This window comes from Rathayibacter sp. AY1F4 (assembly GCF_002931775.1).
Classification (GTDB): domain Bacteria; phylum Actinomycetota; class Actinomycetes; order Actinomycetales; family Microbacteriaceae; genus Rathayibacter.
The window spans coordinates 94,131-117,261 of sequence record NZ_PSVE01000005.1 but is presented as its reverse complement, the minus strand read 5'-3'; the positions used below and the strand labels follow the sequence as shown (position 1 = coordinate 117,261).

The window sequence follows — 23,131 nt, the reverse complement described above, 5'->3', positions numbered from 1 at the left end:
GGGACCGCGGCCCGTCAGGCGCTGGCAAGGCGGAGGAGGAAGCGATACCGGCTATCGCGCCCGACGACAACGCCGCCAGCGGCGCGACCGCGGCCCGTCAGGCGCTGGCAAGGCGGAGGAGGAAGCGATACCGGCTATCGCGCCCGACGACAACGCCGCCAGCGGCGCGACCGCGGCCCGTCAGGCGGCGGGAGCCAGGTAGTCGTCCCAGTCGGGCTGCGTCCGCTCCGCGCCGCGCACGAGCCAGGAGCCGGCGCGCGGCATCCGGGGGACGGTGCGCAGACGCCATCCCATCTCGTGCGGGGTTCGGTCGCTCTTGACGTTGTTGCAGCGCTGGCAGCAGGCGACGAGGTTCTCCCACGTGTCCCGGCCCCCGCGTGACTTGGGCTGGATGTGGTCGATCGTCGCCGCGTGCTGACCGCAGTAGCCGCAGCGGTGGTTGTCCCGGCGGAGCACGCCCCGGCGCGACACCGGCACGCTGCGGCCGCTCGGGATGCGCACGTACCGGGTCAGCACGATCACCGAGGGCCGCACGTGGTCGCCGTGCGCGCTGTGCACCGGATTGCCCTCGTCCGCGGCGATCACGGTCGCCTTCTCCGTCATCAGCAGGACCAGGGCCCGCTTGAACGACACCACCGCGAGCGGCTCGTAGCCGGCGTTGAGAACCAGAGTGCGCATCAGTGACCTCCGTGCTGTCGCACGCCGTCACGCGAAGGCGCCGCGACCACGAGCAAGGGCGCCGTCGTGATGACGGCGCCCTGCGAGGCCGCGGCGGAGCGCCGCGCGATGACGTGGAGTCGTATCCGCGTGTCGGAGGAGTGCACCGCCGCGGTGAGGACCCGCGCGCGTATCGAATCGGCCGGCCGCACGCGCGAGCGCAGCCCCACGCTGTGGCGCCCGCTCCGCTCGGCCATCCCGGCACTCCGTCCCTCGACGAATCGATCCGCTCGCCACGCGAGCGGACTGGGGTTCAGGTTAACCCTTCACGCCCGGAACACCAGGGGTCGGTCCGGATTCGTCACGCGGCGTTCACACGGCGGGACGACGAGAGCCCGCCCCCTCCAGGAGGGGACGGGCTCTCGAGCGGATCGACCGCATCAGCCGTTGATGCGCACGATCCGGTAGTCGGAGGTCCACAGCGGCTGCACGCGGACGCTCGCGCCCTCGTAGGGCGCGTGCAGGATGTTGCCGTTGCCGGCGTAGAAGCCGTCGTGGCCGTCCATGATGACGAGGTCGCCGGGCTGCGCGTCGGCGAGCGAGACGGGGGTGCCCATGGCGCCCTGGCCCGCGGCCGAGTGCGGCATCGAGATGCCGTACTGCGCGAAGACGTACATCACGAAGCCGGAGCAGTCGAAGCCGCTCGGGTCGGCTCCGCCGAAGACGTAGGGCACGCCCTGGTACTGCATCGCCGTGTTGAACACCGCCGAGAGGCTGTAGCTGGTGGTCGGGGCGGCGGCCGCGATCTCGCTGGCCGAGGCGCCGGAGTAGGAGTTGAACTCCTCGGCGGTCTCGGCGCGCGCCTCGGCGACGTCGCTCGTGTCGACGACGGGCTCGGCCACCACGACGGGCTCGGGCTCCGGTGCGGGCGGCGGGGGCGCCGCCTCGGCCGAGAAGCCGTCGCGGGCGATCGCGGCCTGCACCACTCCGCCGTCGACGGCGACGGTCTGCGCGGAGCCCTGGCGGAGGAGGTCGGCTCGCGACGCCGCGAACAGGCCGTCGTCCTGGCTGCCCGGAGTGAAGGCGTAGGCGGGGAGCGCCATCGTCGCGACCAGCGCGCCGGCGAAGCCGACCATCGCGACCTTGCCGACGACACGGCCCCGGCGCTTGCGCGGGGTCCCGGCCGGCGACGGCACGAAGTCGGTGATGTCCGCGCGGCGGGCAGGAGCTGCGGGAACGGCGCGACGGGAGACGGGTGCGTCCCCGTGGATCCGGGCGCGGATGACCGGGGGCCGGTTCTCGAAGGTCGCGTCGCCGGAGCGGTCGGGGTGGTTGGAGCGGAACCGGTCGGGTGAGCCGGCGTCCTCGTTCGGGGTGAGGGGGTTCTGGGGCAAGGGGGAGATCCTCCGACGTCCCCTCAGCCCAGGCAGCTGTCCCGTCTCATGCACGAAGCATCGGTGTGCACAGGATCCGAGACGGGTGTGGGGGCGTCGGATCCCGCGCCCTGGGACCGAGGCTCGGCCGCAGGGCTCCACAGAGCGTAAGCGACCGTTACCGATTTGTCACCTTCTCGGCGGGAAGAGACCGCTCTCCCGTTCGCCTCCGGTCACCGGATGCGGTGAGGGCCCGTACGGGCCGCTCCCAGGGAGACGCGGGTCAGACGACGAGGAAGATGTGCGCCGCGACCTCGTTGGGCAGCTCGATGCCCGCCTCGGCTCCGTCGATGCGCGCGAGCACGTAGCCGTTGAGGGCCGAGAACTCGCCCTCGGCACCGGGGACGACCCCGGCCTGCTTGAGCTGGAGGAGGAGCTCCGGATCGACCTGCGCCGGCTCGCCGAGGCGCCGGACGACGCCGCGGCGGGGCTCGCTCGACCCGGCGACGAATCGCGGCAGGCTGATGACGCCGTCGGCGAAGCGGGAGGCGGGGGTGTCGCCGAGCTCGTCCAAGCCCGGGATCGGGTTGCCGTAGGGCGACTCCGTCGGGTGGTCGAGCATCTCGAGGAGACGGCGCTCGACCTGCTCGCTCATCACGTGCTCCCAGCGGCAGGCCTCCTCGTGCACGAACTCCCAGTCGAGCTTGATGACGTCGTGGAGGAGCCGCTCGGCGAGGCGGTGCTTGCGCATGACGTGGATCGCCTTGCGGCGGCCGTCCGAGGTGAGCTCGAGGTGGCGGTCGCCCGAGACGACGACGAGGCCGTCGCGCTCCATGCGACCGACGGTCTGCGACACGGTCGGCCCGGAGTGGCTGAGCCGCTCCGAGATGCGCGCGCGCAGCGGGATGATGTTCTCCTCCTCGAGCTCGAGGATGGTGCGCAGGTACATCTCGGTGGTGTCGATCAGATCCGTCATCTCAGCCTTCCCGTCTCGGCGCGCTCCACCCTAGTGGTCGCCACGACGCAGCATCGGCGCTGCGGCGCGACGCAGGCCTCCGTCGCTCGGAGGAGGGGTGCGGGCCGGGAACCCTAGTATTAACGCATGCCGGACCTCACCATTCCTCGCGAGCTTCTCCCCCACGACGGACGGTTCGGCTGCGGCCCGTCCAAGGTGCGGCACGACCAGCTCGCCCACCTCGCGACGCAGGGCGCGCACCTCCTCGGGACCTCGCACCGCCAGGCGCCCGTCAAGGACCTCGTCGGGCGCGTGCGCGAGCACCTCGCCACGCTGTTCCGCATCCCCGACGGCTACGAGGTCCTGCTGGGCAACGGCGGCTCGACCGCCTTCTGGGACGCCGCGGCCTTCTCCCTCATCGAGCGCCGCGCCGAGAACCTCACGTTCGGCGAGTTCGGCCAGAAGTTCGCGGCCGCCGCCTCCGCGCCGTTCCTCGAGCCGGCCCACGTCGTCTCCGCCCCCGCGGGGTCCCGGAGCGAGGTCGAGATCGTCGAGGGGATCGACGTGTACGCGTGGCCCCACAACGAGACGAGCACCGGAGTGATGGCCCCGGTCCGCCGGGTCCGCGGCGACGAGGGCGCGCTCACCGTCATCGACGCCACCAGCGCGGCGGGCGGCATCGACGTCGACATCGCCGAGGCCGACGTCTACTACTTCGCCCCGCAGAAGAACTTCGCCTCCGACGGCGGACTCTGGTTCGGCCTCTTCTCCCCCGCCGCGATAGAGCGGATCGAGCGCATCGCGGCGAGCGGCCGCTACATCCCCGAGTTCCTCAGCCTCAAGAACGCCGTCGACAACTCGCGCCTGAACCAGACGCTGAACACTCCGGCGCTCTCGACCCTCCTGCTGATGGAGTCGCAGCTCGAGTGGATGAACGCCTCGGGCGGCCTGGCCTGGGCGTCGGCGCGCACGGCCGAGTCCTCCTCCGCGATCTACGACTGGGCCGAGGCCTCGAGCCTCGCCACCCCGTTCGTCGAGGTGCCCGAGCACCGCTCCCAGGTCGTCGCGACCGTCGACTTCGACGCCTCCGTCGATGCCGCTCTCGTCGCGAGGATCCTCCGCGCGAACGGGATCGTCGACACGGAGCCGTACCGCAAGCTCGGCCGCAACCAGCTGCGCGTGGCGACGTTCGTCGCGATCGAGCCGGACGACGTCCGCTCCCTGCTCGGCTGCATCGACCACGTCCTCGAGCGCCTGGCGGTCTGAGGCACGCCATGCGGCTGTGGCTGCGCGAGGAGGAGCGGCGGCCCGCGCCGCCGCCCTACGCGAGCGACGACGCGACGGCTCTGCTGGTCGGGTGCGTCGTCTGGGCGGTCGCGCTCGTGGCCGTGCTCGTGGCGACGGCCGTCGGAGCCGTCATCGAGCCGGTCGTCCTGTCGACCGTCGTGATCGGACTGGTCCTCGGCACGATCGGGCTGTTCTACAGCCGCGACCGCCGCTAAACCGCGTCGGTCTCCATCCGGAGTCCGGTGCCGTCGGCCTCGGGCTCGAGACGGACGCGCAGGCCGGTGAACTCGCCGAGGCGCTCGACGTGGGTGCCGCCGCACGCGATCGCGGCGTCCCCCGCGGGGAGGGTGCAGCGCCAGGTCCGCCGCGTGCTGAGGAGGTCGTCGTCGCGCTCGATGCGCACCTCCGCGTCCGAGGCGATCCACTCGGCGAGGAGGGCGTTCACCCGCTCCTGCACCTCGAGGATCTCCGCCAGCAGGCGGGCGGTGTCCATCCCGCTGCGTCGGAGGGACTTGCCGAGGCGGTAGACGTCGGTGGAGCCGGACTCGCGGATCCGCGAGGTCTGGATCGCCGCCTGGTCGAAGTCCGGGTTGCCCAGGGCGTCGGTGCGCGCCGGCTTCGACCAGAACGAGGCCAGAGCGGCGTTGAGGGCGAGGGAGGCGAGGTGGCAGGCGGTGTGCCCGCGGGAGAGCTCGTGCCGGTGGTCTGCGTCGACCTCGACGTCGACCTCGTCGTCCACGTGGAGTGAGGAGGCGTCGTCGACGATGTGGACGACGACGAAGCTCCACTCCGGAGTGCCGAGCCGCGCCGGGAGCCGCTCGCCGACGTGCAGCTCGCCGCCCTGCCACGCCCCGATGCGGCAGTCGATGAGGGGATGCCGCTCCCCCGCCACGGCCAGCGCGCCGCGGTCGGGCCCCTGGTCGGGCCAGGTCGGGTCGACGGGGTGAGCGGAGGTCGCATCGAGGACGACCGCCCAGCGGCCGTCCTCCAGCCGGCCCACGTGCTGCACGCGCCCGGAGGAGCGCACGGCGCCGCCGGGATAGGCGATGCGGGTGTCGGAGTCGATGCTCATCGGGCGGCGCCGGACCGGATCAGCGGCGACGTCGACGGCGACGGGTCGTCGGGGCGGGGGCGGGCTCGGGCTCGACGTCGTCGGAGTCCTCGTCGTCGGAGTCGTCGTCCGGGTCGTCGTCGGAGTCGTCCGAGTCCTCGTCGTCCGGGTCGTCGTCGTCGGAATCGTCGTCCGAGTCGTCGTCGTCCGAGTCGTCGTCGTCGTCCGAGTCGCCCTCGTCCTCGTCCTCGTCGGAGTCGTCGTCCGACTCGTCGTCGAGGTCGTCTTCCTCGGCGTCCTCGAGCTCGTCGTCGTCCGCGTCCTCGACCTCCTCGCCGAGCGCGTCCTGCGCGGTCTGGTAGTCGGCCAGACGCACGGACCACGGCACCCAGTCCGGAGCGAGGACCGCGCCCTCCCCCGGCAGCAGCTCGACCTCCAGGACGTTCACGTCCTCGTTCTCGTCGATCCGGGAGAGCGTCGCCGTCCACAGCCAACCCGGGTACCCGCGCATGAGGTTCGCGAACTGCAGCGACACGACGTGCTCGCCCTGCGCCAGAGTCGTGACCAGCTCGCCGATCGTCCCCTCGGGGGCGATCTCGGCGAGCGCGGCGCGAGCGACATCGAGAGACCCCGCGAGCACGGCGTCCGCCTCGTAGACGGGCTCGGGATCCTCGTCCGCGGCGGCCTCGTCCGCCTCCCCCGGGGAGGCGTAGTCGTCGGCCTCGGATCGGTCGTCGGCGACGGGGCCGGAATCCTCAGCAGAAGTCGCATCCTCAGCAGGAGCCCCGTCCTCAGCAGGAGCCGCATCCTCAGCAGGAGCCGCATCCTCAGCAGGAGCCGCATCCTCAGCAGGAGCCGCATCCTCAGCAGGAGCCGCATCCTCAGCAGGAGCCGAGTCGTCAGCAGGAGCCATGTCCTGAGCAGGAGCCGAGTCCTCAGGTGTTCCCGCATCGTCAGCAGTTCCCGCATCAGCAGGAGTCGGCACTGCAGCAGAAGCCGTGTCCGCGCCGGGAGCCCCCGCCTCAGCGGCGACATCGTCGTCCCGAGGAGTCTCCTCCGCAGAGGCGGAGTCCTCGCCAGGAGCCCCGGGTACAGGGAGGGCGGCGTCGCTCTCACCCTCGCCGGAGGGAGCCTCGTCGACAGGAGCCGCCTCGTCAGCCGCGATCTCCTCGTCGGCTCCGCTCGCGTCCTCGGCGGAGGAGTCCTCCTCGGCGGGAGTCGTGTCCGTCTCGGCGCCGGGGTCGCCCTCTCCCGTGGACTGCTCCACGGAAGCGTTTTCCGCGGTCGGAGCGCCGACGGTCTCCTCGACCGGGCCCTGCTCGTCGGTCGTGCCGTCGGCGTCAGGCATCCAGCTCGTCCGCAACCCGGCGCAGGAGCGCCGCGATCGTGCGCCCGTGCGCCTTGTCGGGGTAGCGGCCGCGCTTGAGCCCGGCGCCGATCCCGTCGAGCAGCTTGACCGTGTCCTCCACGATCACGGACATGTCGTCCGCGGACTTCCGGTTGAGCTTCACCAGGCTCGGCGGGGCGTCGAGGACGCGCGCCGAGAGCGCCTGCGCCCCGCGCTTGCCGTCGGCGATGCCGAACTCGAGGCGGGTGCCGGCCTTGACCGCGGTCCCGGAGGGCAGCGCGGAAGCGTGCAGGAAGACCTCCTGGCCGTCATCAGTGCTGATGAAGCCGAAGCCCTTCTCCTCGTCGTAGAACTTGACCTTGCCGGTAGGCATGCAGACCCCTCCTGGAAATGAAGCAGCCATCAGTTTAGTCGACCGGGGCCGCCCTATCCTTGACGGGTGAAGCCACAGGAGCCGGCGGGCGTCGGACGCGCGGAGCGCACGCTCGCCTACATGTTCATCGCGATCATCGTCGTGACGGTCCTCGCGTTCCTCGCGATCCTGGTCGCCCCCGCGCTCGGGATCCGCGAGTACGCCGGCCCGTTCTGGCAGTTCGTCTTCGCGGTGCCGCTGGTGGGCCTGCCCATCGCGTTCCTCATGATGATCGCGATGCTCATCGTGGGGGTCCGGCGCCGCCGCGCGCAGTCCTGATCGGACGCGCTCTCCTCCTGCCGCACCGCCTCCGATCCGGCGTTCCCCGCCGCCGAGCCTGCACCGAGCGCCCGGACAACCGACTCCCAGACTCCGTACAGCCGACGGCCAGATACTGTCCTGCATGGACGGACCCCGCATTCTCATCGTCGACGACGAGCCCAACATCAGAGACCTGCTCACCACGAGCCTCCGCTTCGCCGGCTTCGCCGTGCGTGCGGTCGGCAACGGGGCCCAGGCGATCTCGGCGGTCCTCGAGGAGGAGCCGGACCTGATCATCCTCGACGTGATGCTCCCGGACATGAACGGATTCGGTGTGACCAAGCGCCTCCGCTCGGCCGGGTACACCTCCCCCATCCTCTTCCTCACGGCGAAGGACGACACCGAGGACAAGATCACGGGCCTCACCGTCGGCGGTGACGACTACGTCACGAAGCCGTTCAGCCTCGACGAGATCGTCGCGCGCATCAAGGCGATCCTCCGCCGCACCATGCACGCCGAGGAGGACGCGGTCATCCGGGCCGGCGAGCTGACGATGGACCAGGACACGCACGAGGTCCTCGTCGGCGACGAGCCGGTGGAGCTCAGCCCCACCGAGTTCAAGCTGCTCCGCTACCTGATGCTCAACCCGAACCGGGTGCTCAGCAAGGCGCAGATCCTCGACCACGTCTGGGAGTACGACTTCAACGGCGATGCGGGCATCGTCGAGTCCTACATCTCGTACCTGCGACGTAAGCTCGACACGCATTCGGAGGAATCGCTCATCCAGACCAAGCGAGGATTCGGATACATGCTGAAGGTCGCGAAGGCCTAGCCTCCGCCACCTCGGCGCCACCTCCCGCCGGAGGCGCGGCGCCCGCCGATCCCGAGGGAGTTCCACCGCCATGCACCAGGGTCTGGCCGAGCGGTGGAACTCCATCTCGTTGCGCACGAAGATCACCGCGGTCACGGTCCTCCTGCTCACGCTGGGACTCCTCGTCTCCGGGATCGGGACGATGACGATGCTGAAGCCGCAGCTCGTCGCCCAGCTCGACGCGCAGCTGGCCGACCAGGTCCAGCGGACGGCGAGCGACCTCTCCGTCAACGACCTCGCCGCGATCGACGAGTCCAAGGCCGATTTCGGCGCCGTCTACGACCAGTACGGCACGCTCGACAACACGAACGCGTCCGGCGCGGCCGACCCCGCCTTCCCGCAGACCTTCACCCTCGAGCAGGCGCTGCAGGGCGGCGACAAGCCGATGGAGATCTGGAGCTCCAACGGCAAGGTCGAGTACCACGTCATGTCGACGGTGTTCACGAGGGGCACCGAGTACCAGACGCTCCTGCTCGCGGTGTCGACCCGCAGCGTCGACGTCATCATGACGACGTACCTCACGATCTTCCTGGGCTTCGGAGTCGCGATCGTCGTGATCGGCGCACTCCTCACCCGCCTGCTGGTCACCACCACCTTCGCCCCGCTGCGCGAGGTCGAGCAGACCGCTGCCGCCATCGCGGACGGCGACTTCAGCCAGCGTCTGGACGGCACGACGCCCAACACCGAGGTCGGGCGCCTCAACCGCTCCCTGAACGCGATGCTCGGGCGGATCGACTCCGCCTTCCGCGACCGCGCCCGCACGATCGACCAGATGCGCCGCTTCGTCGGCGACGCCAGCCACGAGCTGCGCACGCCGCTGGTCTCCGTCCGCGGCTACGCCGAGCTGTACCGGATGGGCGCTCTGCAGACGCCCGAGGCCGTCGGCCAGGCGATGGAGCGGATCGAGAAGGAGGCGATCCGGATGGGCGGCCTGGTCGAGGACCTCCTCGAGCTCGCCCGTCTCGACGAGACGAAGCCTCTCGCACTCGCGCCCGTCGATCTGATGCCGCTCGCCCGCGACGCCGCGATGGACGCGATGGCCTCCTGGCCCGACCGCGACTTCGGCGTCGAGACCCGCGACGACACCCCCGTGGAGACGCCCGCGCTCGAGCCCGACGAGGCCGGCGCCTCCGCCACGCAGACCATGGAGCTGACGAACCCCGGGCTCACCGGCCCGATCGCCGCTGCAGGAGCGAGGCTCGCCCGATTCCGCCGGCGTCCGCGCCGGGTCAACGCCGAGGAGATCGCCGCCGGCACCGCCACCGCCCCCGAGGAGCCGGGCGTGCCCGCGATGGTGATGGCGGAGGAGAACAAGATCCGCCAGGTCCTGACGAACCTGATCGGCAACGCCGTCCGCTACACGCCCGAGGACACTCCGATCGAGATCGGCGTCGCCGTCGACCGCTCCCGCCGCCTCGCCCTGCTGGAGGTCATCGACCACGGCGAGGGCATCCCGCCGCAGATCCGCGAGAAGATCTTCCAGCGCTTCTGGCGCGCGGACACGTCGCGGACCCGCGAGACCGGCGGCAGCGGCCTCGGACTGGCGATCGTGTCCTCGATCGTCGCCGCGCACAAGGGCCGCGTGGACGTCGTCGAGACGCCGGGCGGAGGCGCGACCTTCCGCGTCGCGCTGCCGCTGCTCACGGTCGGCCAGAACGGCGAGACCTCCCCCGCCTCGGTCTGATCCGCACCGCGGTCTGTCTTACCTCGGGGGCCCCTTCGGTCCGAGCTCTCCCGTCGATGTCCGCGAGCGGCACGGATCGATCCGCCCGGGGCGACCGTGACCTCGCGCACCCGGCGCGCACGGCTTACTCTCTCCTCTTGGGGACCACCGGGCAGCGAGCCCGCCCGGACCGCTGGAGATGAGACCCGACGCTCGACGGATGCCGCGTCGCCGGATCCTGCGGAGTCGCCGTCCGCATCCGTTCGGCCGAAGACATCTCCGCCTTGACCCGGACGTCGCGACCCGCACCGACGCCTTCCACGCGCTTCTGGTGCCGGTGTCCGCTGAGGAGACCGAGGCGGCGCGGAGGGCGGTGCCACCGCAGGAGGACCGCCGTCGCAGTCGCGGAGCGGATCCAGGACCACCTGCCGGTTCGGTCGCCTGCTGCTCGCTCAGATGCCTCCGCAAACGCCGAAGGCGGCTCCCCCGGAGGGGAACCGCCTTCTGCGTGGTGGGGGGCCGGACTAGAAGTCCATGCCTCCGGTGGGGTCGCCGCCAGCGGCGACCGGGTTCTTCTCGGGCTTGTCGGCGACGACGGCCTCCGTGGTGAGGAAGAGACCGGCGATCGACGCCGCGTTCTGCAGAGCGGAGCGCGTGACCTTGACCGGGTCGATGATGCCCGCGGCGATGAGGTCGACGTACTCGCCGGTCGCGGCGTTGAGGCCGTGTCCGGCGGGCAGCTCGCGGACCTTCGCAGCGACGACGCCGGGCTCCATGCCCGCGTTGAGGGCGATCTGCTTGAGCGGGGCGTCGATGGCGACCTTGACGATGTTCGCGCCGGTCGCCTCGTCTCCGACGAGCTCGAGCTTCTCGAAGGCGAGCTTGCCGGCCTGGATGAGGGCGACGCCACCACCGGCGACGATGCCCTCCTCGACGGCGGCCTTCGCGTTGCGGACGGCGTCCTCGATGCGGTGCTTGCGCTCCTTGAGCTCGACCTCGGTCGCCGCTCCGGCCTTGATGACCGCGACGCCGCCGGCGAGCTTCGCGAGGCGCTCCTGGAGCTTCTCGCGGTCGTAGTCGCTGTCGGTGTTCTCGATCTCGCCGCGGATCTGCGCGACGCGGCCGGCGATGGCCTCGGCGTCGCCGGCACCCTCGACGATCGTGGTCTCGTCCTTGGTGATGACGACCTTGCGGGCCGAGCCGAGCAGGTCGAGGGTGACGTTCTCGAGCTTGAGGCCGACCTCCTCGGAGATGACCTGGCCGCCGGTGAGGATCGCGATGTCCTGGAGCTGCGCCTTGCGACGGTCGCCGAAGCCGGGGGCCTTGACGGCGACCGACTTGAAGATGCCGCGGATCTTGTTGACGACCAGGGTCGCCAGCGCCTCGCCGTCGACGTCCTCGGCGATGATCAGCAGCTGCTTGCCCGCCTGGATCACCTTGTCGACGACCGGGAGCAGGTCCTTGATGTTCGAGACCTTGGAGTTGACGATGAGGATGTAGGGGTCCTCGAACACCGCCTCCTGGCGGTCGGGGTCGGTCACGAAGTACTGCGACAGGTAGCCCTTGTCGAAGCGCATGCCCTCGGTGAGCTCGAGCTCGGTGCCGAAGGTGTTCGACTCCTCGACGGTGACGACGCCCTCCTTGCCGACCTTGTCGATCGCCTCGGCGATGATCGCGCCGATCTCGGGGTCCGCGGCGGAGATGGAGGCGGTCGCCGCGATCTCCTCCTTGGTCTCGATCGCCTTCGCGCCGGCGATGAGCTCGGCGGTGACGGCCTTGACGGCCTTCTCGATGCCCTTCTTGAGGCTGATCGGGTCGGCGCCGGCCGCGACGTTGCGCAGGCCCTCGCGGACGAGCGCCTGAGCGAGGACGGTCGCGGTGGTGGTTCCGTCGCCGGCGACGTCGTCGGTCTTCTTGGCGACCTCCTTGACGAGCTCGGCGCCGATCTTCTCGTACGGCTCGTCGAGCTCGATCTCCTTGGCGATGGAGACGCCGTCGTTCGTGATGGTGGGAGCGCCCCACTTCTTCTCGAGGACGACGTTGCGGCCGCGCGGGCCGAGGGTCACCTTGACCGCGTCGGCCAGAGTGTTGAGTCCACGCTCGAGGCCGCGGCGGGCTTCTTCGTCAAAAGCAATGATCTTGGCCATGTGTGTTTCTCGTCCCTCCCGGACGTCGTGAAATGTCTGTGCTGGCACTCGACCGGAGCGAGTGCCAAGGTCGATTCTGGCACTCGCGGTGGACGAGTGCAAGCGACCGGCACGCGCTCCGACACGAAGGAGCCGCCGCCCGCACGAGGCGGACGACGGCTCCCGGGAGGCTCGGCGGTCAGGCCGGGCGGACCGATTCGGCCTGGGGGCCCTTCGACCCCGTGCCGACCTCGAACGCGACCTGCTGCCCCTCCTCGAGGACCTTGTACCCCGACATGTCGATCGCGGAGTAGTGGACGAAGACGTCCTGTCCGCCGCCGTCGACCGTGATGAAGCCGTAGCCCTTCTCAGCGTTGAACCACTTGACGGTTCCGTTCGCCATCTCTGTACTCCCCAGTGCTGTGATGCCCGCGGCACGAGCGATGTGCTGGTGCCTGGTCAGGAATACTAATCCGGCTATCGGCCCCGGGAGGGGCTGGAAAGGGCCTCGCGGGGAAGAGTTGCCCGGGATTCAACACGGAGGAAACGTGCCCGTAACAGAGGGCCCCGATCAGCCCTGCTCGGAGGCGTAATCGGCCCCCAGGACCACGACGACGGAGCCCGTCTCGACGAAGTCCTGCGAGAGCAGGACGGTCCCCGTTCCGAGCGAGTCGACGAGACCGAGCGCCGCTCCCTCGAGCGCCGGGTCGGTGTAGTAGACGGTCGTGGCGGCGATGTCCTCGGTGTTCGCGTTCGCGACGGTCGGGACGCTCCATCCGGCCGTCGTCAGGGCGTCGCCGGCGCTGGCGGCGAGTCCGACGGTGGCGGTGCCGTTGAGGACGGCGACGGCGAGCTCGGGATCGAGCGTCGCGGCGGCGGTCGGGGTCGCCTCCGCGGTCGCGGTCGGCGGAGTGAAGACGTCCGTGAACTGCACCCGGTCGTCGATGACCAGCAGCCCGATGAAGCCGAGCAGGACGATGACTCCGGTGGCGAGCGCGGCCCAGGCGAGGGCGACCGCGCGGGCGTGAGGGGCCGGCGGCCGGCGGTGGGCGCCGACGCGCGCCTCCGTCGCCGGGACCTCGTCGAAGCGGTCTCTCGGGTGCGTGTTCGACATCGGGGGTACGGCCGGCCTTCCGTTGGTGGACTCGAGCAGCTCGTCTACTCGAGGCGCCCGAGGCGTCGCGAGGCGCGGGCGCCGGCGCGCTGGTCGCGGATGCGCTGCAGCCGCGTGACGAGCATCGGGTCGTGCGCGAGGGCGGCCGGAGAGGCGAGCACCGCGCTGAGCACCTGATAGTAGCGGGCGGCCGACAGTCCGAACTGGGAGCGGATCGCGTCGTCCTTGTCCCCGGAGCGGGCCGTCCACTCGCGCTCGAAGGCGAGCACCCGCAGCTCGCGCTCGGACAGACCGGTGCCCGGTCTCGGGTCCGTCGTCCTGCTCATCCCTCCAGGGTAGGCAGGCCCACGGCCGCCGCCGGGGAGGCGCTCCGAACACCTCGTGACCGTGTCGCGGCATGGAGGCGGGGAGTCTCCTCCACAACCCGCGGAGGCGGAATGGAGCCGTCGCCCCGGGGGTTGGACCAGGTGGAGGGGCGCGACCGCCCCCGTACACTGACGAGGATTCCGAGGGAGACCCATGTCGTCGTATTCCGTGAACAAGTCCGACGCCGAGTGGCGCGAGGAGCTCGACCGCGACCAGTACGCGGTCCTGCGCGAAGCGGCCACCGAGCGCCCGTGGACCGGCGAGCTGCTCGACGAGCACCGCTCCGGCCTCTACACCTGTGCCGCCTGCAGCGCCGAGCTCTTCAAGAGCGGCACCAAGTTCGACTCCGGCTGCGGCTGGCCGAGCTTCTACGAGTCCGTGAACCCGGACGCGGTCCAGCTGATCGAGGACAGCACCCTCGGCATGGTCCGCACCGAGGTCCGCTGCGCGAACTGCGGATCCCACCTGGGACACGTCTTCCCCGACGGCTTCGGCACGCCCACCGGCGACCGCTACTGCATGAACTCGATCGCCCTGAACTTCCAGGCCGAGGGCGAGTGACCGTGTCCTCCTCCCCCGTGCTCGAGGCCGTCCTCGCGCGCCGATCGCGCTCGAAGGTGACGCCGGAGGCTCCGGGGCACGACGAGATCGCGGCGTTCGTCTCGGCGGCGTCGCGTCTCGCCGATCACAGCTCGCTGCGCCCGTGGCGGGTCATCGAGATCCGCGGCGCCGCCCGCGACCGGGTCGGCCGCAGCTTCGCCGTCGCCTCGGGGGCGAAGAAGGACCCGCGGAAGTACATCGAGAAGACGCACCGCGCCTCCCTGCTGCTGGCCGTCGTGGTCAGCGTCAAGAAGTCGAAGGTGCCGGCCTGGGAGCAGGAGGCCGTCGCCTCGGGCGTCGCCCACCTCCTGAGCCTGCTGCTCGACGAGGCGGGCTGGGGCGTCTTCTGGCGCACCGGCTCCTACACGCGCGACAAGGCCGTGCGGAAGGCGCATCGCCTCGAGAAGGGCGAGGAGCTGCTCGGCTGGCTCTACGTCGGCCGTCCCGACGGGAAGATCGGCGGCCCCAAGCGTCCCGCTCCCGCCGAGCGGCACCTCAGCATCCTCGAACCGTGAGACGCGGCGGGCCCCGATCCGGGCGGATCCGGGGCCCGCGATAGGGTGGCCGGGCGCGCGAGCGCACCTGCCGACGTGGCGCAATTGGTAGCGCACCCGACTTGTAATCGGGCGGTTACGGGTTCAAGTCCCGTCGTCGGCTCAGGAGAGAAGAAGGCCCCGACCACTATGTGCGGTCGGGGCCTTCTGTATGCGCGGGGCTCGTGCGCGTCCGGGGCTCAGCCCGCGGCGGCCGGAGTCGGCTCGGAGGAGGCCGGAGCCTCGGTGGAGACCGGGGCGTCGCCGGGAGCCGGGGTCTCGGTCGACGCGGGGGCCTCGGTCGAGGCGGACGTGTCACTCGGCGCCGGGGTCTCGGAAGAGGTGGGCGCGGGAGTCGCCGACGAGTAGGAGTCGGCGGCGGCCGAGAGCACGAAGGAGCTGAAGGCGTCCGGGTCGGTCAGCGAGCCCGAGTACGCCTCGCCGTTGACCAGGACGGTCGGGGTGCCCGTGACAGCGGGCACGTCCGTGCCGGGCAGCGGACCCGAGGTGGCGCGCTCGGTCGCGGCGCGGACCCAGCTCACGAAGCTCTGGTCGTCGATGCAGGTGTTCACGGCCGCCGTGTCCTCGACGCCGGCCTGCGAGGCGTAGTCCTTCAACTGGTCGTCCGAGAGTCCGTCGGTCCCCTCCGCCGGCTGGTTGGCGAACAGCAGGGAGTTGAAGTCGAAGAAGGAGTCGGGCGAGCGGTCCGCGACGCACGCGGCGGCGTTGGCCGAGCGCTCCGAGTACTTGGTTCCGTTGGAGCGGGTCGTGAGGATGGCGATCGGGTGGATCTCGACCGTCGCGGCACCGCTGGTCACCCACTCCTTGATCTGGTCGCCGTTGGTCTTCTCGAACTGGCCGCAGTAGGGGCAGAGGTAGTCGAGGTAGACCCGGATGTCGACCGTGCCGGCAGAGGTGTCGAGCGCGCTGGGGGTGGGCGTCCCGTCGGCGGCGACGGCGCCGCTCGTCTGCGCGACCATGTTCTCGCCGATGACGACACCGTCGCTCGCCATGTTCGCCGGGCCCGGACCCGCGGGGCGGATGCTCGAGGTGACGGCGAAGACCACGATCACGACGACCGCGATCACGACGGCGGCGAGCCCGCCCTGCAGGGCGAAGCGGCTCACGCGGTCGCGGCGCTTCTGCTGCTCGCGCAGGCGGCGCGCCTTCTCTCGGGCGGCCTCTCGTCGCTGGTTCTTCGAGAGACGGTCGTTGGCTCCGCCGGTGGTCATGACAAGAACGCTCCGAATGAGAGAGGGGGAAGTAGGGGGTCGCCGGGCGCGACTCGCCGGAATCCTACGCGCGAGCCCTGGGAAACCTCCAAACGACGGATACGCGGTGCCCGACCGACGACTGTCGGTCCCGTGGCATACTGTGACGGTTGGTCGGAGTCGCCCACGCGGTGATGACCATCACTTCCATTCACTCGGATCGTCCGGCACGTACCTGCCGGTGAAGGAGCAAGAACAATGGCGTCCGTAACTTTCGACCACGCGTCCCGCGTCTACCCCGGGGCCACTCGCGCCTCCGTCGACAAGCTCAACCTCGAGGTGGGCGACGGCGAGTTCCTCGTCCTCGTCGGCCCCTCCGGCTGCGGCAAGTCCACCTCCCTGCGCATGCTCGCCGGCCTCGAAGAGGTCAACGAGGGCCGCATCCTCATCGGCGACCGCAACGTCACGGACGTTCCGCCGAAGGACCGCGACATCGCGATGGTCTTCCAGAACTACGCGCTGTACCCGCACATGTCGGTCGCCGAGAACATGGGCTTCGCGCTCAAGATCGCCGGCGTCAACAAGGACGAGCGCGCCGCGCGGGTCCTCGAGGCCGCGAAGATGCTCGACCTCGAGCCCTACCTGAACCGCAAGCCGAAGGCGCTCTCCGGTGGCCAGCGCCAGCGCGTCGCGATGGGCCGCGCCATCGTCCGCAAGCCCCAGGTCTTCCTCATGGACGAGCCGCTGTCGAACCTCGACGCCAAGCTCCGCGTGTCCACCCGCACCCAGATCGGCACGCTGCAGCGCCGCCTGGGCATCACCACGGTCTACGTCACCCACGACCAGACCGAGGCGCTCACCATGGGCGACCGCATCGCGGTCCTCAAGGACGGCCTCCTCCAGCAGGTCGGCTCGCCCCGCGACCTGTACGAGAACCCGAACAACGTCTTCGTGGCCGGATTCATCGGCTCGCCCGCGATGAACCTGTTCCACGCGGACGTCACCGACGGCGGCGTCAAGTTCGGCGACACCGTCCTCCCGATCGCCCGCGAGGCGCTCGCGAAGACGAGCCAGAAGGTCGTCACGCTCGGCGTGCGCCCCGAGGACGTCACCGTCTCGACCCAGCCCGGCGGACTGCCGATCGAGGTCGACCTCATCGAGGAGCTCGGCTCGGACGGCTACCTCTACGGCCACACCGAGGTCGAGGGCCGCCGCACCGACATCGTCGCGCGCGTCGACGGCCGCGTGCACCCGACCGCGGGCGACCGCGTGTACGTGACCGCGAACCACCGCGTGCACATCTTCGACGCGGAGTCGGGCGAGCGCCTCTCCTGAGCCTCCTCCTGCACCGCACGCTGCCGCCGTCCCCTCCAGGGCGGCGGCAGCGTCGTCTGCGGCTCCCCCACCGTCCGACACGCGACACGAACGGCGCACCATGTCCGGCTCCCTGAACATCACCTCGGCCACCGTCGACCCGGCCCTGCTCGACCTGCCGTGGAACCTGCGGCTCGACGACTGGCCCGACGAGTACATCGCCGCCCTGCCGAAGGGCATCTCGCGGCACACGGTCCGCTTCGCCCACCTCTCCGGTCACGTCGTCGCCGTCAAGGAGACGACCGCCGAGATGTCGCGACGCGAGTACGAGATGCTGAAGACGCTGCAGCGACTCGACGTGCCGTGCGTGGTGCCGGGCGCCGTGATCACGAACCGCACCGACGACGAGGGCGAGGCCCTGCCCGCGGTGCTGGTCACCCGTCACCTCAAGTTCTCGCTCCCCTACCGGGCGCTCTTCTCGCAGACGCTGCGGCCGGACACGGCGACCCGTCTGGTCGACGCGCTGGCGCTCCTCCTGGTCCGCCTGCACGTGATCGGCTTCTTCTGGGGCGACGTCTCGCTCTCGAACACTCTCTTCCGGCGCGATGCCGGCGCCTTCGCCGCCTACCTGGTCGATGCGGAGACCGGGCAGCTCTACTCGGGCGGCCTCTCGAACGGCCAGCGCGAGAACGACCTGGAGATCGCCCGCGTCAACATCGCCGGCGAGCTACTCGACCTCGAGGCCGGCGGTCGCGTCGACGACGACCTCGACCCGATCACGGTCTCCGACGGCATCGTCGCGGCGTACCGCAGCCTCTGGAAGGAGCTGACCGGTGCCGAGTCGTTCGCGACCTCGGAGCGCTGGCGGATCAACGACCGCGTGAACCGGCTGAACGAGCTGGGCTTCGACATCGAGGAGCTCGCGATCAAGACCGACGAGGCCGGGTCCACGGTGCGGATCCAGCCGAAGGTGGTCGACGCCGGCCACCATCAGCGGCGGCTGCTCCGTCTCACCGGGCTGGACGCGCAGGAGAACCAGGCACGGCGCCTGCTCAACGACCTCGACTCGTACACGGCGACCTACGACAAGCAAGGCCTGGACGAGGAGATGGTGGCGCACGAGTGGCTGGCGCAGGTGTTCGAGCCGGTCATCCGCTCGATTCCCCGTGATCTCAAGGGTCGACTGGAGCCGGCCGAGATGTTCCACCAGCTGCTCGAGCACCGCTGGTTCATGTCGCAGCAGCAGGCGCGCGACGTCCCCTTGGCGGAGGCGGTCACCGCCTACGTGAACGACATCCTGCGTCACCGCCGCGACGAGGCGACGGTCATCGCTCCTCCCACCGAGGCGCTGACCCTCCCGAATCTCGTCCTCGACGAGTCCGGCGACGCCGAGCTCACCGACGAGGACGCCGACGTCGACTGGACGAAGAACGTCTGACCCCCCCCACCACCGCAAGAGGGCCCGCGCTGTCAGCACGGGCCCTCTTCGCATTCCCCCGGCTCGCTCGCCGCAGGCGGCGCCCTCGGTCCGCTCGCCGCAGGCGGCGCCCCTCGATCCGCTCGCCGCAGGCGGCGCCTCTGACATCCAGACCTGGAGCGCGGGTGCCGGCGCGGGGAGCTGCAAGGCGGAGGAGGAAGCGATACCTGCGGTATCGCGCCCGACGACAACGCCGCAGATCACCGTGCCGGCGCCCGCGCTGTGAGCTGCAAGGCGGAGGAGGAAGCGATACCGGCGGTATCGCGCCCGACGACAACGCCGCAGATCGCCGTGCCGGCGCCCGCGCTACTCGGAGGCGGAGCGGAGTTTGGAGATCTCGTAGAGCGCGACCGACGCCGCGATCCCGGCGTTGAGGGATTCGGTGGCGGAGCTGATCGGGATGGAGACGACGGCGTCGCACTGCTCGGTGACGAGGCGGGAGAGGCCCTTGCCCTCGCTGCCGACGACGACGAGGAGCGGCCGGTCGGCGAGTTCGAGGCCGGGCAGCATCACGTCGCCGTCGCCGTCGAGTCCGATGACGAAGACGCCCGCGCGCTTGAAGTCCTTGATCATGGCGGTGAGGTTGGACGCCATCGCGACGGGGATGCGTGCGGCGGCTCCGGCGGAGGTCTTCCAGGCGGCGGAGTTGAGGCCCACGGAGCGGCGCTGCGGGACGATGACGCCCTGTCCGCCGAACGCGGCGACGGAGCGGATGATCGCTCCGAGGTTGCGCGGGTCGGTGATGCCGTCGAGGGCGACGAGGAGGGGGACCGCTCCGCGGGAGACGCTGCGCTCGAGCAGGTCGCTCGGGTGGGCGTACTCGTAGGGCGGCACCTTCAGCACGAGGCCCTGGTGCACGGAGTCGGGGCCCGCGAGGCGGTCGAGCTCCGGGCGCATGACCTCGAGCACGGGAAGGCCGCGGGCGGTGGCGATCTTGAGCGCCTCCTTGACCCGGTCGTCCATCTCGATGCGGGTCGCCAGGTAGAGGGTGGTGGCCGGGATGCTGGCGCGCAGCGCCTCGAGGACCGAGTTCCGGCCCGTCACCATCTCGAAGTCGTCGCCGCTCTTGGGCTTGCGCGACGGGGCAGGGCGCCCCTGTCCGCGGGCGGCCGCGGAGAGGGCTCCGCCGGGACGGCCCTTTCCGCCGGCCGCGACGAAACGCTCGCGCGCGAGCTTCGCCTTGCCTGCGGGGTGGTAGGGCCGGTCCTCGGCCTTGGGCGTGGGCTTCTTGCCCTCGAGGGCCTGACGGCCCTGACCGCCGGAACCGACGGCCTTGCCCTTGCTCTTCTTTCGGACCGCTCCGGGGCGGCCGGGCTTATTCGCCATCGAGACTCCAATGCGCACCCGTCTGGGTGTCTTCGATCGTGATTCCCGCCGCGGCGAGATCGGTTCGGATGCGGTCGGCGCTCGCCCAGTCGCGCTGCTCGCGCGCGGTCTGGCGTTCGGCGACCAGGCGGTCGACCAGCACGCTGAGCGCGCGGTACGAGGGTTCGTCGTCGGAGCGCGCCCACTCGGGCGCCTCCGGGTCGATGCCGAGCACGGCCGCCATCGCGAGCACCTGGGTGCGCAGTGCCGAGACCGAGCCGAGGTCCTCGGCGTCGAGGGCGGCGTTGCCGGCGCGCACGGTCTCGTGCAGGACGCCGATGGCCTGCGGGACGGACAGGTCGTCGTCCATCGCCTCGGCGAACTCCTCCGGGACCACCGGCTCGCCGAGCGCGGCGAACCGCGTGCCGTCGAGGCGGCGGCGGGAGCGCTCGAGGAAGCCCTCGATCCGCTCCAGCGCCGCTTCGGCCTCCTCGAGGGCTCCGTCGTGGAACTCGAGGGTGGAGCGGTAGTGGGCCGAGCCGAGGTAGTAGCGGACGACGAGCGGGCGGGCCGCTTCGAGCAGCTCGGAGGCGAACACCGAGTTGCCGAGCGACTTGCTCATCTTCTGGCCGGTGACGGACACGAGGCCGTTGTGCAGCCAGTAGCTGGCGAAGGCGTGGCCGGCGGCGCTGGACTGGGCGAGCTCGTTCTCGTGGTGGGGGAAGCGCAGGTCGAGCCCGCCGCCGTGGATGTCGAACCGGGTGCCGAGGTACTTCGTCGACATCGCGGAGCACTCGATGTGCCAGCCGGGGCGGCCGGCGCCCCACGGCGAGGCCCAGGCGGCCGACTCGGGCTCCTCCGGCTTGGCGCCCTTCCAGAGCGCGAAGTCGTGCGGGTCGCGCTTGCCGCGCGGGTCGGCGTCGGTCGCCGCCTCCATGCTCTCGAGGCGCTGGTGGGTGAGCGAGCCGTAGTCCGGCCAGGACCGCGTGTCGAAGTAGACGTCGCCGGAGTCGTCGGGCGCCGGGTAGGCGTGACCGCGCTCGATCAGGGTCTGGATGAGCGTGATCATCTCGGCGATGCTCGCGGTCGCGCGCGGCTCGTAGGTCGGCGGGAGGATGCCGAGGGCCCCGTACGCGGCGGTGAACTCGAGCTCGACGCGGTAGGCGAGCGCCCACCACTGCTCGACCGGCGCGCCCTCGGGCGCCCGACGCCGCGCGTCCTCGGCGATGGCGAGGATCTTGTCGTCGATGTCGGTGACGTTGCGCACCAGGGTGACCTGGAAGCCGCGGTACGCCAGCCAGCGGCGCAGCTGGTCGTAGGCGAGGGCGGAGCGCAGGTGCCCGATGTGGGGCGAGGACTGCACGGTGGGTCCGCAGACGTACATCCCGACCTCGTTCTCGCGGAGGGGGACGAAATCGACGAGGGCCTGGGCCTTCGAGTCATGCAGTCGCAGAGTCACGCGGGCGAGTTTACCGGGCGGACCGCTCCCAGCCGGGTCGGCGGCTCCGCCCGGGGACTACCGGGTGACAGCGAGGGTGGGGAGGACGAGTGCCGTCGCGGTCGCGGCGACCCCTTCGCCCCGGCCGGTGAAGCCCAGCGCGTCCGAGGTGGTGGCGGCGACGCTGACCGGTGCGCCGAGCAGCTCCGAGAGCAGCCTCTGCGCCTCCTCGCGCCGCGGCGAGAACTTCGGGCGGTTGCCGATGAGCTGCACCGAGACGTTGCCGATGGCGAAGCCGGCGGCCTCCACCAGCTCGCGGGTCGCGCGGAGGAAGACCTCGCCGTGGGCGTCCGCGAAGCGCGGGTCGGCCGTGCCGAAGCGGGAGCCGATGTCGCCGAGACCCGCCGCCGCCAGGAGCGCGTCGCAGATCGCGTGGGCGACCGGGTCGCCGTCGCTGTGCCCGGACAGGCCCCGCTCCCCCGGCCAGTGCAGCCCGGCGAGCCAGAGCGGCGACGCGTCGTCGAACGCGTGCACGTCCGTGCCGATGCCGACGCGCGGCACGACGACGGCGGGCGGCGGTGCGAGCACCTGCTCGGCGCGGGCCAGGTCCCAGGGGGTGGTGATCTTGAAGGCGAGCGGGTCGCCCGTGACGACGACCGAGGGACCGCCGCGCGAGGCGAGGAGCGCCGCGTCGTCGGTGAAGTCCTCCTCCGCCGAGGCGTAGGCCTCGTCGAGGAGCGAACGCGGGAAGCCCTGCGGCGTCTGCACCGCGGCGAGCTCGGAGCGGTCCACCGTGCCGAGGATCCCGCCGTCGGCGCGGATGCGCTTGATCGTGTCGGTGACCGGCAGACCCGGGATCACTCCACCGCGCGTCTCCCGGACCGCCGCGATCACCCGCTCGAACTGGTCGACGGGCGTGAGGGCGCGGGCGGCGTCGTGCACGAGCACCGTCTCGACGGCCGGGCCGAGCGCCCGGAGCCCCCGAGCGACCGACTCCTGGCGGCTGGCGCCTCCGGCGACGACGCTGACGGCGCCGTCCGGGGCGCCGGCGGCGTGAGCGAGAGCGGCCGTCTCCTCGAGGAGGGCGGCGGGAGCCACGACGACGATCTGGACCGGCTCCGCGAGCAGCAGCACCGTGCGCAGGCTGCGCTCCAGGATCGTCCTCCCCGCGCAGTCGACGTAGGCCTTGGGGCGCTCGCGACCGAGCCTCGTGCCGCTGCCGGCGGCGACGACGACGACGGCCGCGGTCGGTGCGCCGGCCGGACCGTTCAGGATGCGAGGACCTCGTCGAGGAGCACGGAGGCGGCGTCCTCGTCGGTCTTCTCGGCCAGGGCGAGCTCGGAGACGAGGATCTGGCGGGCCTTGGCGAGCATGCTCTTCTCCCCCGCCGAGAGGCCGCGGTCGCGGTCGCGGCGGGTGAGGTCGCGGACGACCTCGGAGACCTTGACGACGTCTCCGGACCCGAGCTTCTCGAGGTTGGCCTTGTAGCGGCGCGACCAGTTGGTCGGCTCCTCGACGACCTCGGCGCGCAGGACCTCGAACACGCGCTCGACGCCCTCGCGGCCGATGACGTCGCGGACGCCGACCAGGTCGATGTTGTCGGCGGGCACCTCGATGACGAGGTCGCCCTGCGCGACGCGGAGCTTCAGGTACGTCTTCTCCTGGCCCTTGATCGTCCGGGTCTTCACCTCGGCGATCGTGGCGGCTCCGTGATGGGGGTAGACGACCGTCTCTCCGACCTCGAACTGCATGCGACGTCCTTTCAGCGG

The 23,131-nt window shown here is 71.2% G+C and carries 24 protein-coding genes and 1 tRNA gene; 10 read left to right on the top strand and 15 right to left on the bottom strand.

All coding sequences use genetic code 11. The features are described 5' to 3' along the window. Positions 1-180 precede the first annotated feature (180 nt). From C5C59_RS04385 to C5C59_RS04370, 3 genes are all read right to left on the bottom strand, one after another. On the bottom strand, positions 181-678 hold the full coding sequence (locus C5C59_RS04385) for an HNH endonuclease (RefSeq protein WP_104224608.1): 498 nt from the start codon (positions 676-678) through the stop codon (positions 181-183). 419 nt (positions 679-1,097) lie between these two features. Next, a complete protein-coding gene (locus C5C59_RS04375; protein ID WP_244229473.1) occupies positions 1,098-2,051 on the bottom strand; it encodes a C40 family peptidase in 954 nt (317 codons plus the stop codon). Between the two features lie 262 nt (positions 2,052-2,313). Next, on the bottom strand, positions 2,314-3,006 hold the full coding sequence (locus C5C59_RS04370) for a metal-dependent transcriptional regulator (protein WP_104224606.1): 693 nt from the start codon (positions 3,004-3,006) through the stop codon (positions 2,314-2,316). Between the two features lie 126 nt (positions 3,007-3,132). Here C5C59_RS04370 and serC point away from each other — a divergent pair, with 126 nt between their 5' ends. Both serC and C5C59_RS04360 read left to right on the top strand, forming a co-directional pair. Then, positions 3,133-4,251, top strand: coding sequence for a phosphoserine transaminase (gene serC, locus C5C59_RS04365; RefSeq protein WP_104226476.1), 1,119 nt, complete (start codon positions 3,133-3,135; stop codon positions 4,249-4,251). 8 nt (positions 4,252-4,259) lie between these two features. After that, entirely contained in the window at positions 4,260-4,487 is a 228-nt protein-coding gene (locus C5C59_RS04360) for a DUF2530 domain-containing protein (protein ID WP_104239074.1), read from the top strand. Here C5C59_RS04360 and C5C59_RS04355 read toward each other — a convergent pair. Genes C5C59_RS04355 through C5C59_RS04345 form a run of 3 tightly spaced genes read right to left on the bottom strand, consistent with a single transcriptional unit; the run spans position 4,484 to position 7,044 of the window. Then, on the bottom strand, positions 4,484-5,344 hold the full coding sequence (locus tag C5C59_RS04355; RefSeq protein ID WP_104239073.1) for a metal-dependent hydrolase: 861 nt from the start codon (positions 5,342-5,344) through the stop codon (positions 4,484-4,486). The genes C5C59_RS04360 and C5C59_RS04355 overlap by 4 nt on opposite strands. A 19-nt stretch (positions 5,345-5,363) precedes the next feature. Further along, positions 5,364-6,671, bottom strand: a complete 1,308-nt coding sequence (locus C5C59_RS04350; RefSeq protein WP_258062571.1) for a DUF3027 domain-containing protein — start codon at positions 6,669-6,671, stop codon at positions 5,364-5,366. Further along, on the bottom strand, positions 6,664-7,044 hold the full coding sequence (locus C5C59_RS04345; RefSeq protein ID WP_104224602.1) for a cold-shock protein: 381 nt from the start codon (positions 7,042-7,044) through the stop codon (positions 6,664-6,666). The genes C5C59_RS04350 and C5C59_RS04345 overlap by 8 nt, the downstream gene beginning before the upstream one ends. Before the next feature lie 66 nt (positions 7,045-7,110). On the opposite strand from C5C59_RS04345, the gene C5C59_RS04340 reads away from it, so the two are divergent. The 3 genes from C5C59_RS04340 to C5C59_RS04330 all read left to right on the top strand — a co-directional run bounded on the left by C5C59_RS04340 (position 7,111) and on the right by C5C59_RS04330 (position 9,899). After that, positions 7,111-7,362: a hypothetical protein gene (locus C5C59_RS04340; RefSeq protein ID WP_244229474.1), complete on the top strand. Its 252-nt coding sequence runs from the start codon at positions 7,111-7,113 to the stop codon at positions 7,360-7,362. A 124-nt stretch (positions 7,363-7,486) separates the two neighbouring features. Beyond that, positions 7,487-8,176 carry a response regulator transcription factor gene (locus C5C59_RS04335; RefSeq protein WP_055787731.1) on the top strand — a complete coding sequence of 230 codons (690 nt, stop codon included), beginning with the start codon at positions 7,487-7,489 and terminating at the stop codon, positions 8,174-8,176. A 70-nt stretch (positions 8,177-8,246) separates the two neighbouring features. After that, positions 8,247-9,899: a HAMP domain-containing sensor histidine kinase gene (locus tag C5C59_RS04330; RefSeq protein ID WP_104224601.1), complete on the top strand. Its 1,653-nt coding sequence runs from the start codon at positions 8,247-8,249 to the stop codon at positions 9,897-9,899. Between the two features lie 503 nt (positions 9,900-10,402). Here the strand turns inward: C5C59_RS04330 and groL are convergent. The 4 genes from groL to C5C59_RS04310 form a co-directional block, all read right to left on the bottom strand. Next, positions 10,403-12,025 (bottom strand): chaperonin GroEL, encoded by a 1,623-nt coding sequence (gene groL, locus C5C59_RS04325; RefSeq protein ID WP_104239070.1) that lies wholly within the window; start codon positions 12,023-12,025, stop codon positions 10,403-10,405. Positions 12,026-12,203: 178 nt separating this feature from the next. Then, positions 12,204-12,407: a cold-shock protein gene (locus tag C5C59_RS04320; RefSeq protein WP_104224599.1), complete on the bottom strand. Its 204-nt coding sequence runs from the start codon at positions 12,405-12,407 to the stop codon at positions 12,204-12,206. Between the two features lie 168 nt (positions 12,408-12,575). Further along, positions 12,576-13,118: a LytR C-terminal domain-containing protein gene (locus tag C5C59_RS04315; RefSeq protein ID WP_104239069.1), complete on the bottom strand. Its 543-nt coding sequence runs from the start codon at positions 13,116-13,118 to the stop codon at positions 12,576-12,578. Between the two features lie 44 nt (positions 13,119-13,162). After that, positions 13,163-13,444, bottom strand: a complete 282-nt coding sequence (locus C5C59_RS04310; RefSeq protein ID WP_104224597.1) for a DUF3263 domain-containing protein — start codon at positions 13,442-13,444, stop codon at positions 13,163-13,165. A gap of 193 nt (positions 13,445-13,637) precedes the next feature. On the opposite strand from C5C59_RS04310, the gene msrB reads away from it, so the two are divergent. From msrB to C5C59_RS04295, 3 genes are all read left to right on the top strand, one after another. Next, entirely contained in the window at positions 13,638-14,045 is a 408-nt protein-coding gene (gene msrB, locus C5C59_RS04305; protein WP_104224596.1) for a peptide-methionine (R)-S-oxide reductase MsrB, read from the top strand. Next, entirely contained in the window at positions 14,042-14,599 is a 558-nt protein-coding gene (locus tag C5C59_RS04300; RefSeq protein ID WP_104226480.1) for a nitroreductase family protein, read from the top strand. Before msrB ends, C5C59_RS04300 begins: the two co-directional genes overlap by 4 nt. A 69-nt stretch (positions 14,600-14,668) precedes the next feature. Next, positions 14,669-14,741: transfer RNA gene (locus C5C59_RS04295), tRNA-Thr, on the top strand. Between the two features lie 76 nt (positions 14,742-14,817). Here the strand turns inward: C5C59_RS04295 and C5C59_RS04290 are convergent. Next, entirely contained in the window at positions 14,818-15,849 is a 1,032-nt protein-coding gene (locus tag C5C59_RS04290; protein ID WP_104239068.1) for a thioredoxin domain-containing protein, read from the bottom strand. Between the two features lie 237 nt (positions 15,850-16,086). On the opposite strand from C5C59_RS04290, the gene C5C59_RS04285 reads away from it, so the two are divergent. Together C5C59_RS04285 and C5C59_RS04280 are read left to right on the top strand one after the other, a co-directional pair. Beyond that, complete coding sequence (locus tag C5C59_RS04285; protein WP_104224593.1) at positions 16,087-17,163, top strand: ABC transporter ATP-binding protein; 1,077 nt, start codon at positions 16,087-16,089, stop codon at positions 17,161-17,163. Positions 17,164-17,263: 100 nt separating this feature from the next. After that, positions 17,264-18,580, top strand: coding sequence for a DUF4032 domain-containing protein (locus tag C5C59_RS04280; RefSeq protein ID WP_104226481.1), 1,317 nt, complete (start codon positions 17,264-17,266; stop codon positions 18,578-18,580). Positions 18,581-18,925: 345 nt separating this feature from the next. Here the strand turns inward: C5C59_RS04280 and rlmB are convergent, their stop codons facing one another. The 4 genes from rlmB to C5C59_RS04260 are packed head-to-tail and all read right to left on the bottom strand — an operon-like array spanning position 18,926 to position 23,113. Continuing rightward, a complete protein-coding gene (gene rlmB / locus C5C59_RS04275; protein WP_104224591.1) occupies positions 18,926-19,945 on the bottom strand; it encodes a 23S rRNA (guanosine(2251)-2'-O)-methyltransferase RlmB in 1,020 nt (339 codons plus the stop codon). After that, positions 19,935-21,383 carry a cysteine--tRNA ligase gene (gene cysS, locus C5C59_RS04270; protein WP_104239067.1) on the bottom strand — a complete coding sequence of 483 codons (1,449 nt, stop codon included), beginning with the start codon at positions 21,381-21,383 and terminating at the stop codon, positions 19,935-19,937. Before cysS ends, rlmB begins: the two co-directional genes overlap by 11 nt. Positions 21,384-21,440: 57 nt before the next feature. Continuing rightward, positions 21,441-22,637, bottom strand: a complete 1,197-nt coding sequence (gene ispD, locus C5C59_RS04265; protein ID WP_181134819.1) for a 2-C-methyl-D-erythritol 4-phosphate cytidylyltransferase — start codon at positions 22,635-22,637, stop codon at positions 21,441-21,443. Next, positions 22,631-23,113 carry a CarD family transcriptional regulator gene (locus C5C59_RS04260; protein WP_104239066.1) on the bottom strand — a complete coding sequence of 161 codons (483 nt, stop codon included), beginning with the start codon at positions 23,111-23,113 and terminating at the stop codon, positions 22,631-22,633. Before C5C59_RS04260 ends, ispD begins: the two co-directional genes overlap by 7 nt. Positions 23,114-23,131: the final 18 nt, after the last annotated feature.

What these genes read in the sequence shown, in the direction of transcription:
- C5C59_RS04385 (WP_104224608.1), bottom strand. Translation starts at nt 678, where the DNA reads ATGCGCACTCTGGTTCTCAACGCCGGCTACGAGCCGCTCGCGGTGGTG.
- C5C59_RS04370 (WP_104224606.1), bottom strand. Translation starts at nt 3,006, where the DNA reads ATGACGGATCTGATCGACACCACCGAGATGTACCTGCGCACCATCCTC.
- serC (WP_104226476.1), top strand. Translation starts at nt 3,133, where the DNA reads ATGCCGGACCTCACCATTCCTCGCGAGCTTCTCCCCCACGACGGACGG.
- C5C59_RS04360 (WP_104239074.1), top strand. Translation starts at nt 4,260, where the DNA reads ATGCGGCTGTGGCTGCGCGAGGAGGAGCGGCGGCCCGCGCCGCCGCCC.
- C5C59_RS04355 (WP_104239073.1), bottom strand. Translation starts at nt 5,344, where the DNA reads ATGAGCATCGACTCCGACACCCGCATCGCCTATCCCGGCGGCGCCGTG.
- C5C59_RS04350 (WP_258062571.1), bottom strand. Translation starts at nt 6,671, where the DNA reads ATGCCTGACGCCGACGGCACGACCGACGAGCAGGGCCCGGTCGAGGAG.
- C5C59_RS04345 (WP_104224602.1), bottom strand. Translation starts at nt 7,044, where the DNA reads ATGCCTACCGGCAAGGTCAAGTTCTACGACGAGGAGAAGGGCTTCGGC.
- C5C59_RS04335 (WP_055787731.1), top strand. Translation starts at nt 7,487, where the DNA reads ATGGACGGACCCCGCATTCTCATCGTCGACGACGAGCCCAACATCAGA.
- C5C59_RS04330 (WP_104224601.1), top strand. Translation starts at nt 8,247, where the DNA reads ATGCACCAGGGTCTGGCCGAGCGGTGGAACTCCATCTCGTTGCGCACG.
- groL (WP_104239070.1), bottom strand. Translation starts at nt 12,025, where the DNA reads ATGGCCAAGATCATTGCTTTTGACGAAGAAGCCCGCCGCGGCCTCGAG.
- C5C59_RS04320 (WP_104224599.1), bottom strand. Translation starts at nt 12,407, where the DNA reads ATGGCGAACGGAACCGTCAAGTGGTTCAACGCTGAGAAGGGCTACGGC.
- C5C59_RS04315 (WP_104239069.1), bottom strand. Translation starts at nt 13,118, where the DNA reads ATGTCGAACACGCACCCGAGAGACCGCTTCGACGAGGTCCCGGCGACG.
- C5C59_RS04310 (WP_104224597.1), bottom strand. Translation starts at nt 13,444, where the DNA reads ATGAGCAGGACGACGGACCCGAGACCGGGCACCGGTCTGTCCGAGCGC.
- msrB (WP_104224596.1), top strand. Translation starts at nt 13,638, where the DNA reads ATGTCGTCGTATTCCGTGAACAAGTCCGACGCCGAGTGGCGCGAGGAG.
- C5C59_RS04290 (WP_104239068.1), bottom strand. Translation starts at nt 15,849, where the DNA reads ATGACCACCGGCGGAGCCAACGACCGTCTCTCGAAGAACCAGCGACGA.
- C5C59_RS04285 (WP_104224593.1), top strand. Translation starts at nt 16,087, where the DNA reads ATGGCGTCCGTAACTTTCGACCACGCGTCCCGCGTCTACCCCGGGGCC.
- C5C59_RS04280 (WP_104226481.1), top strand. Translation starts at nt 17,264, where the DNA reads ATGTCCGGCTCCCTGAACATCACCTCGGCCACCGTCGACCCGGCCCTG.
- rlmB (WP_104224591.1), bottom strand. Translation starts at nt 19,945, where the DNA reads ATGGCGAATAAGCCCGGCCGCCCCGGAGCGGTCCGAAAGAAGAGCAAG.
- C5C59_RS04260 (WP_104239066.1), bottom strand. Translation starts at nt 23,113, where the DNA reads ATGCAGTTCGAGGTCGGAGAGACGGTCGTCTACCCCCATCACGGAGCC.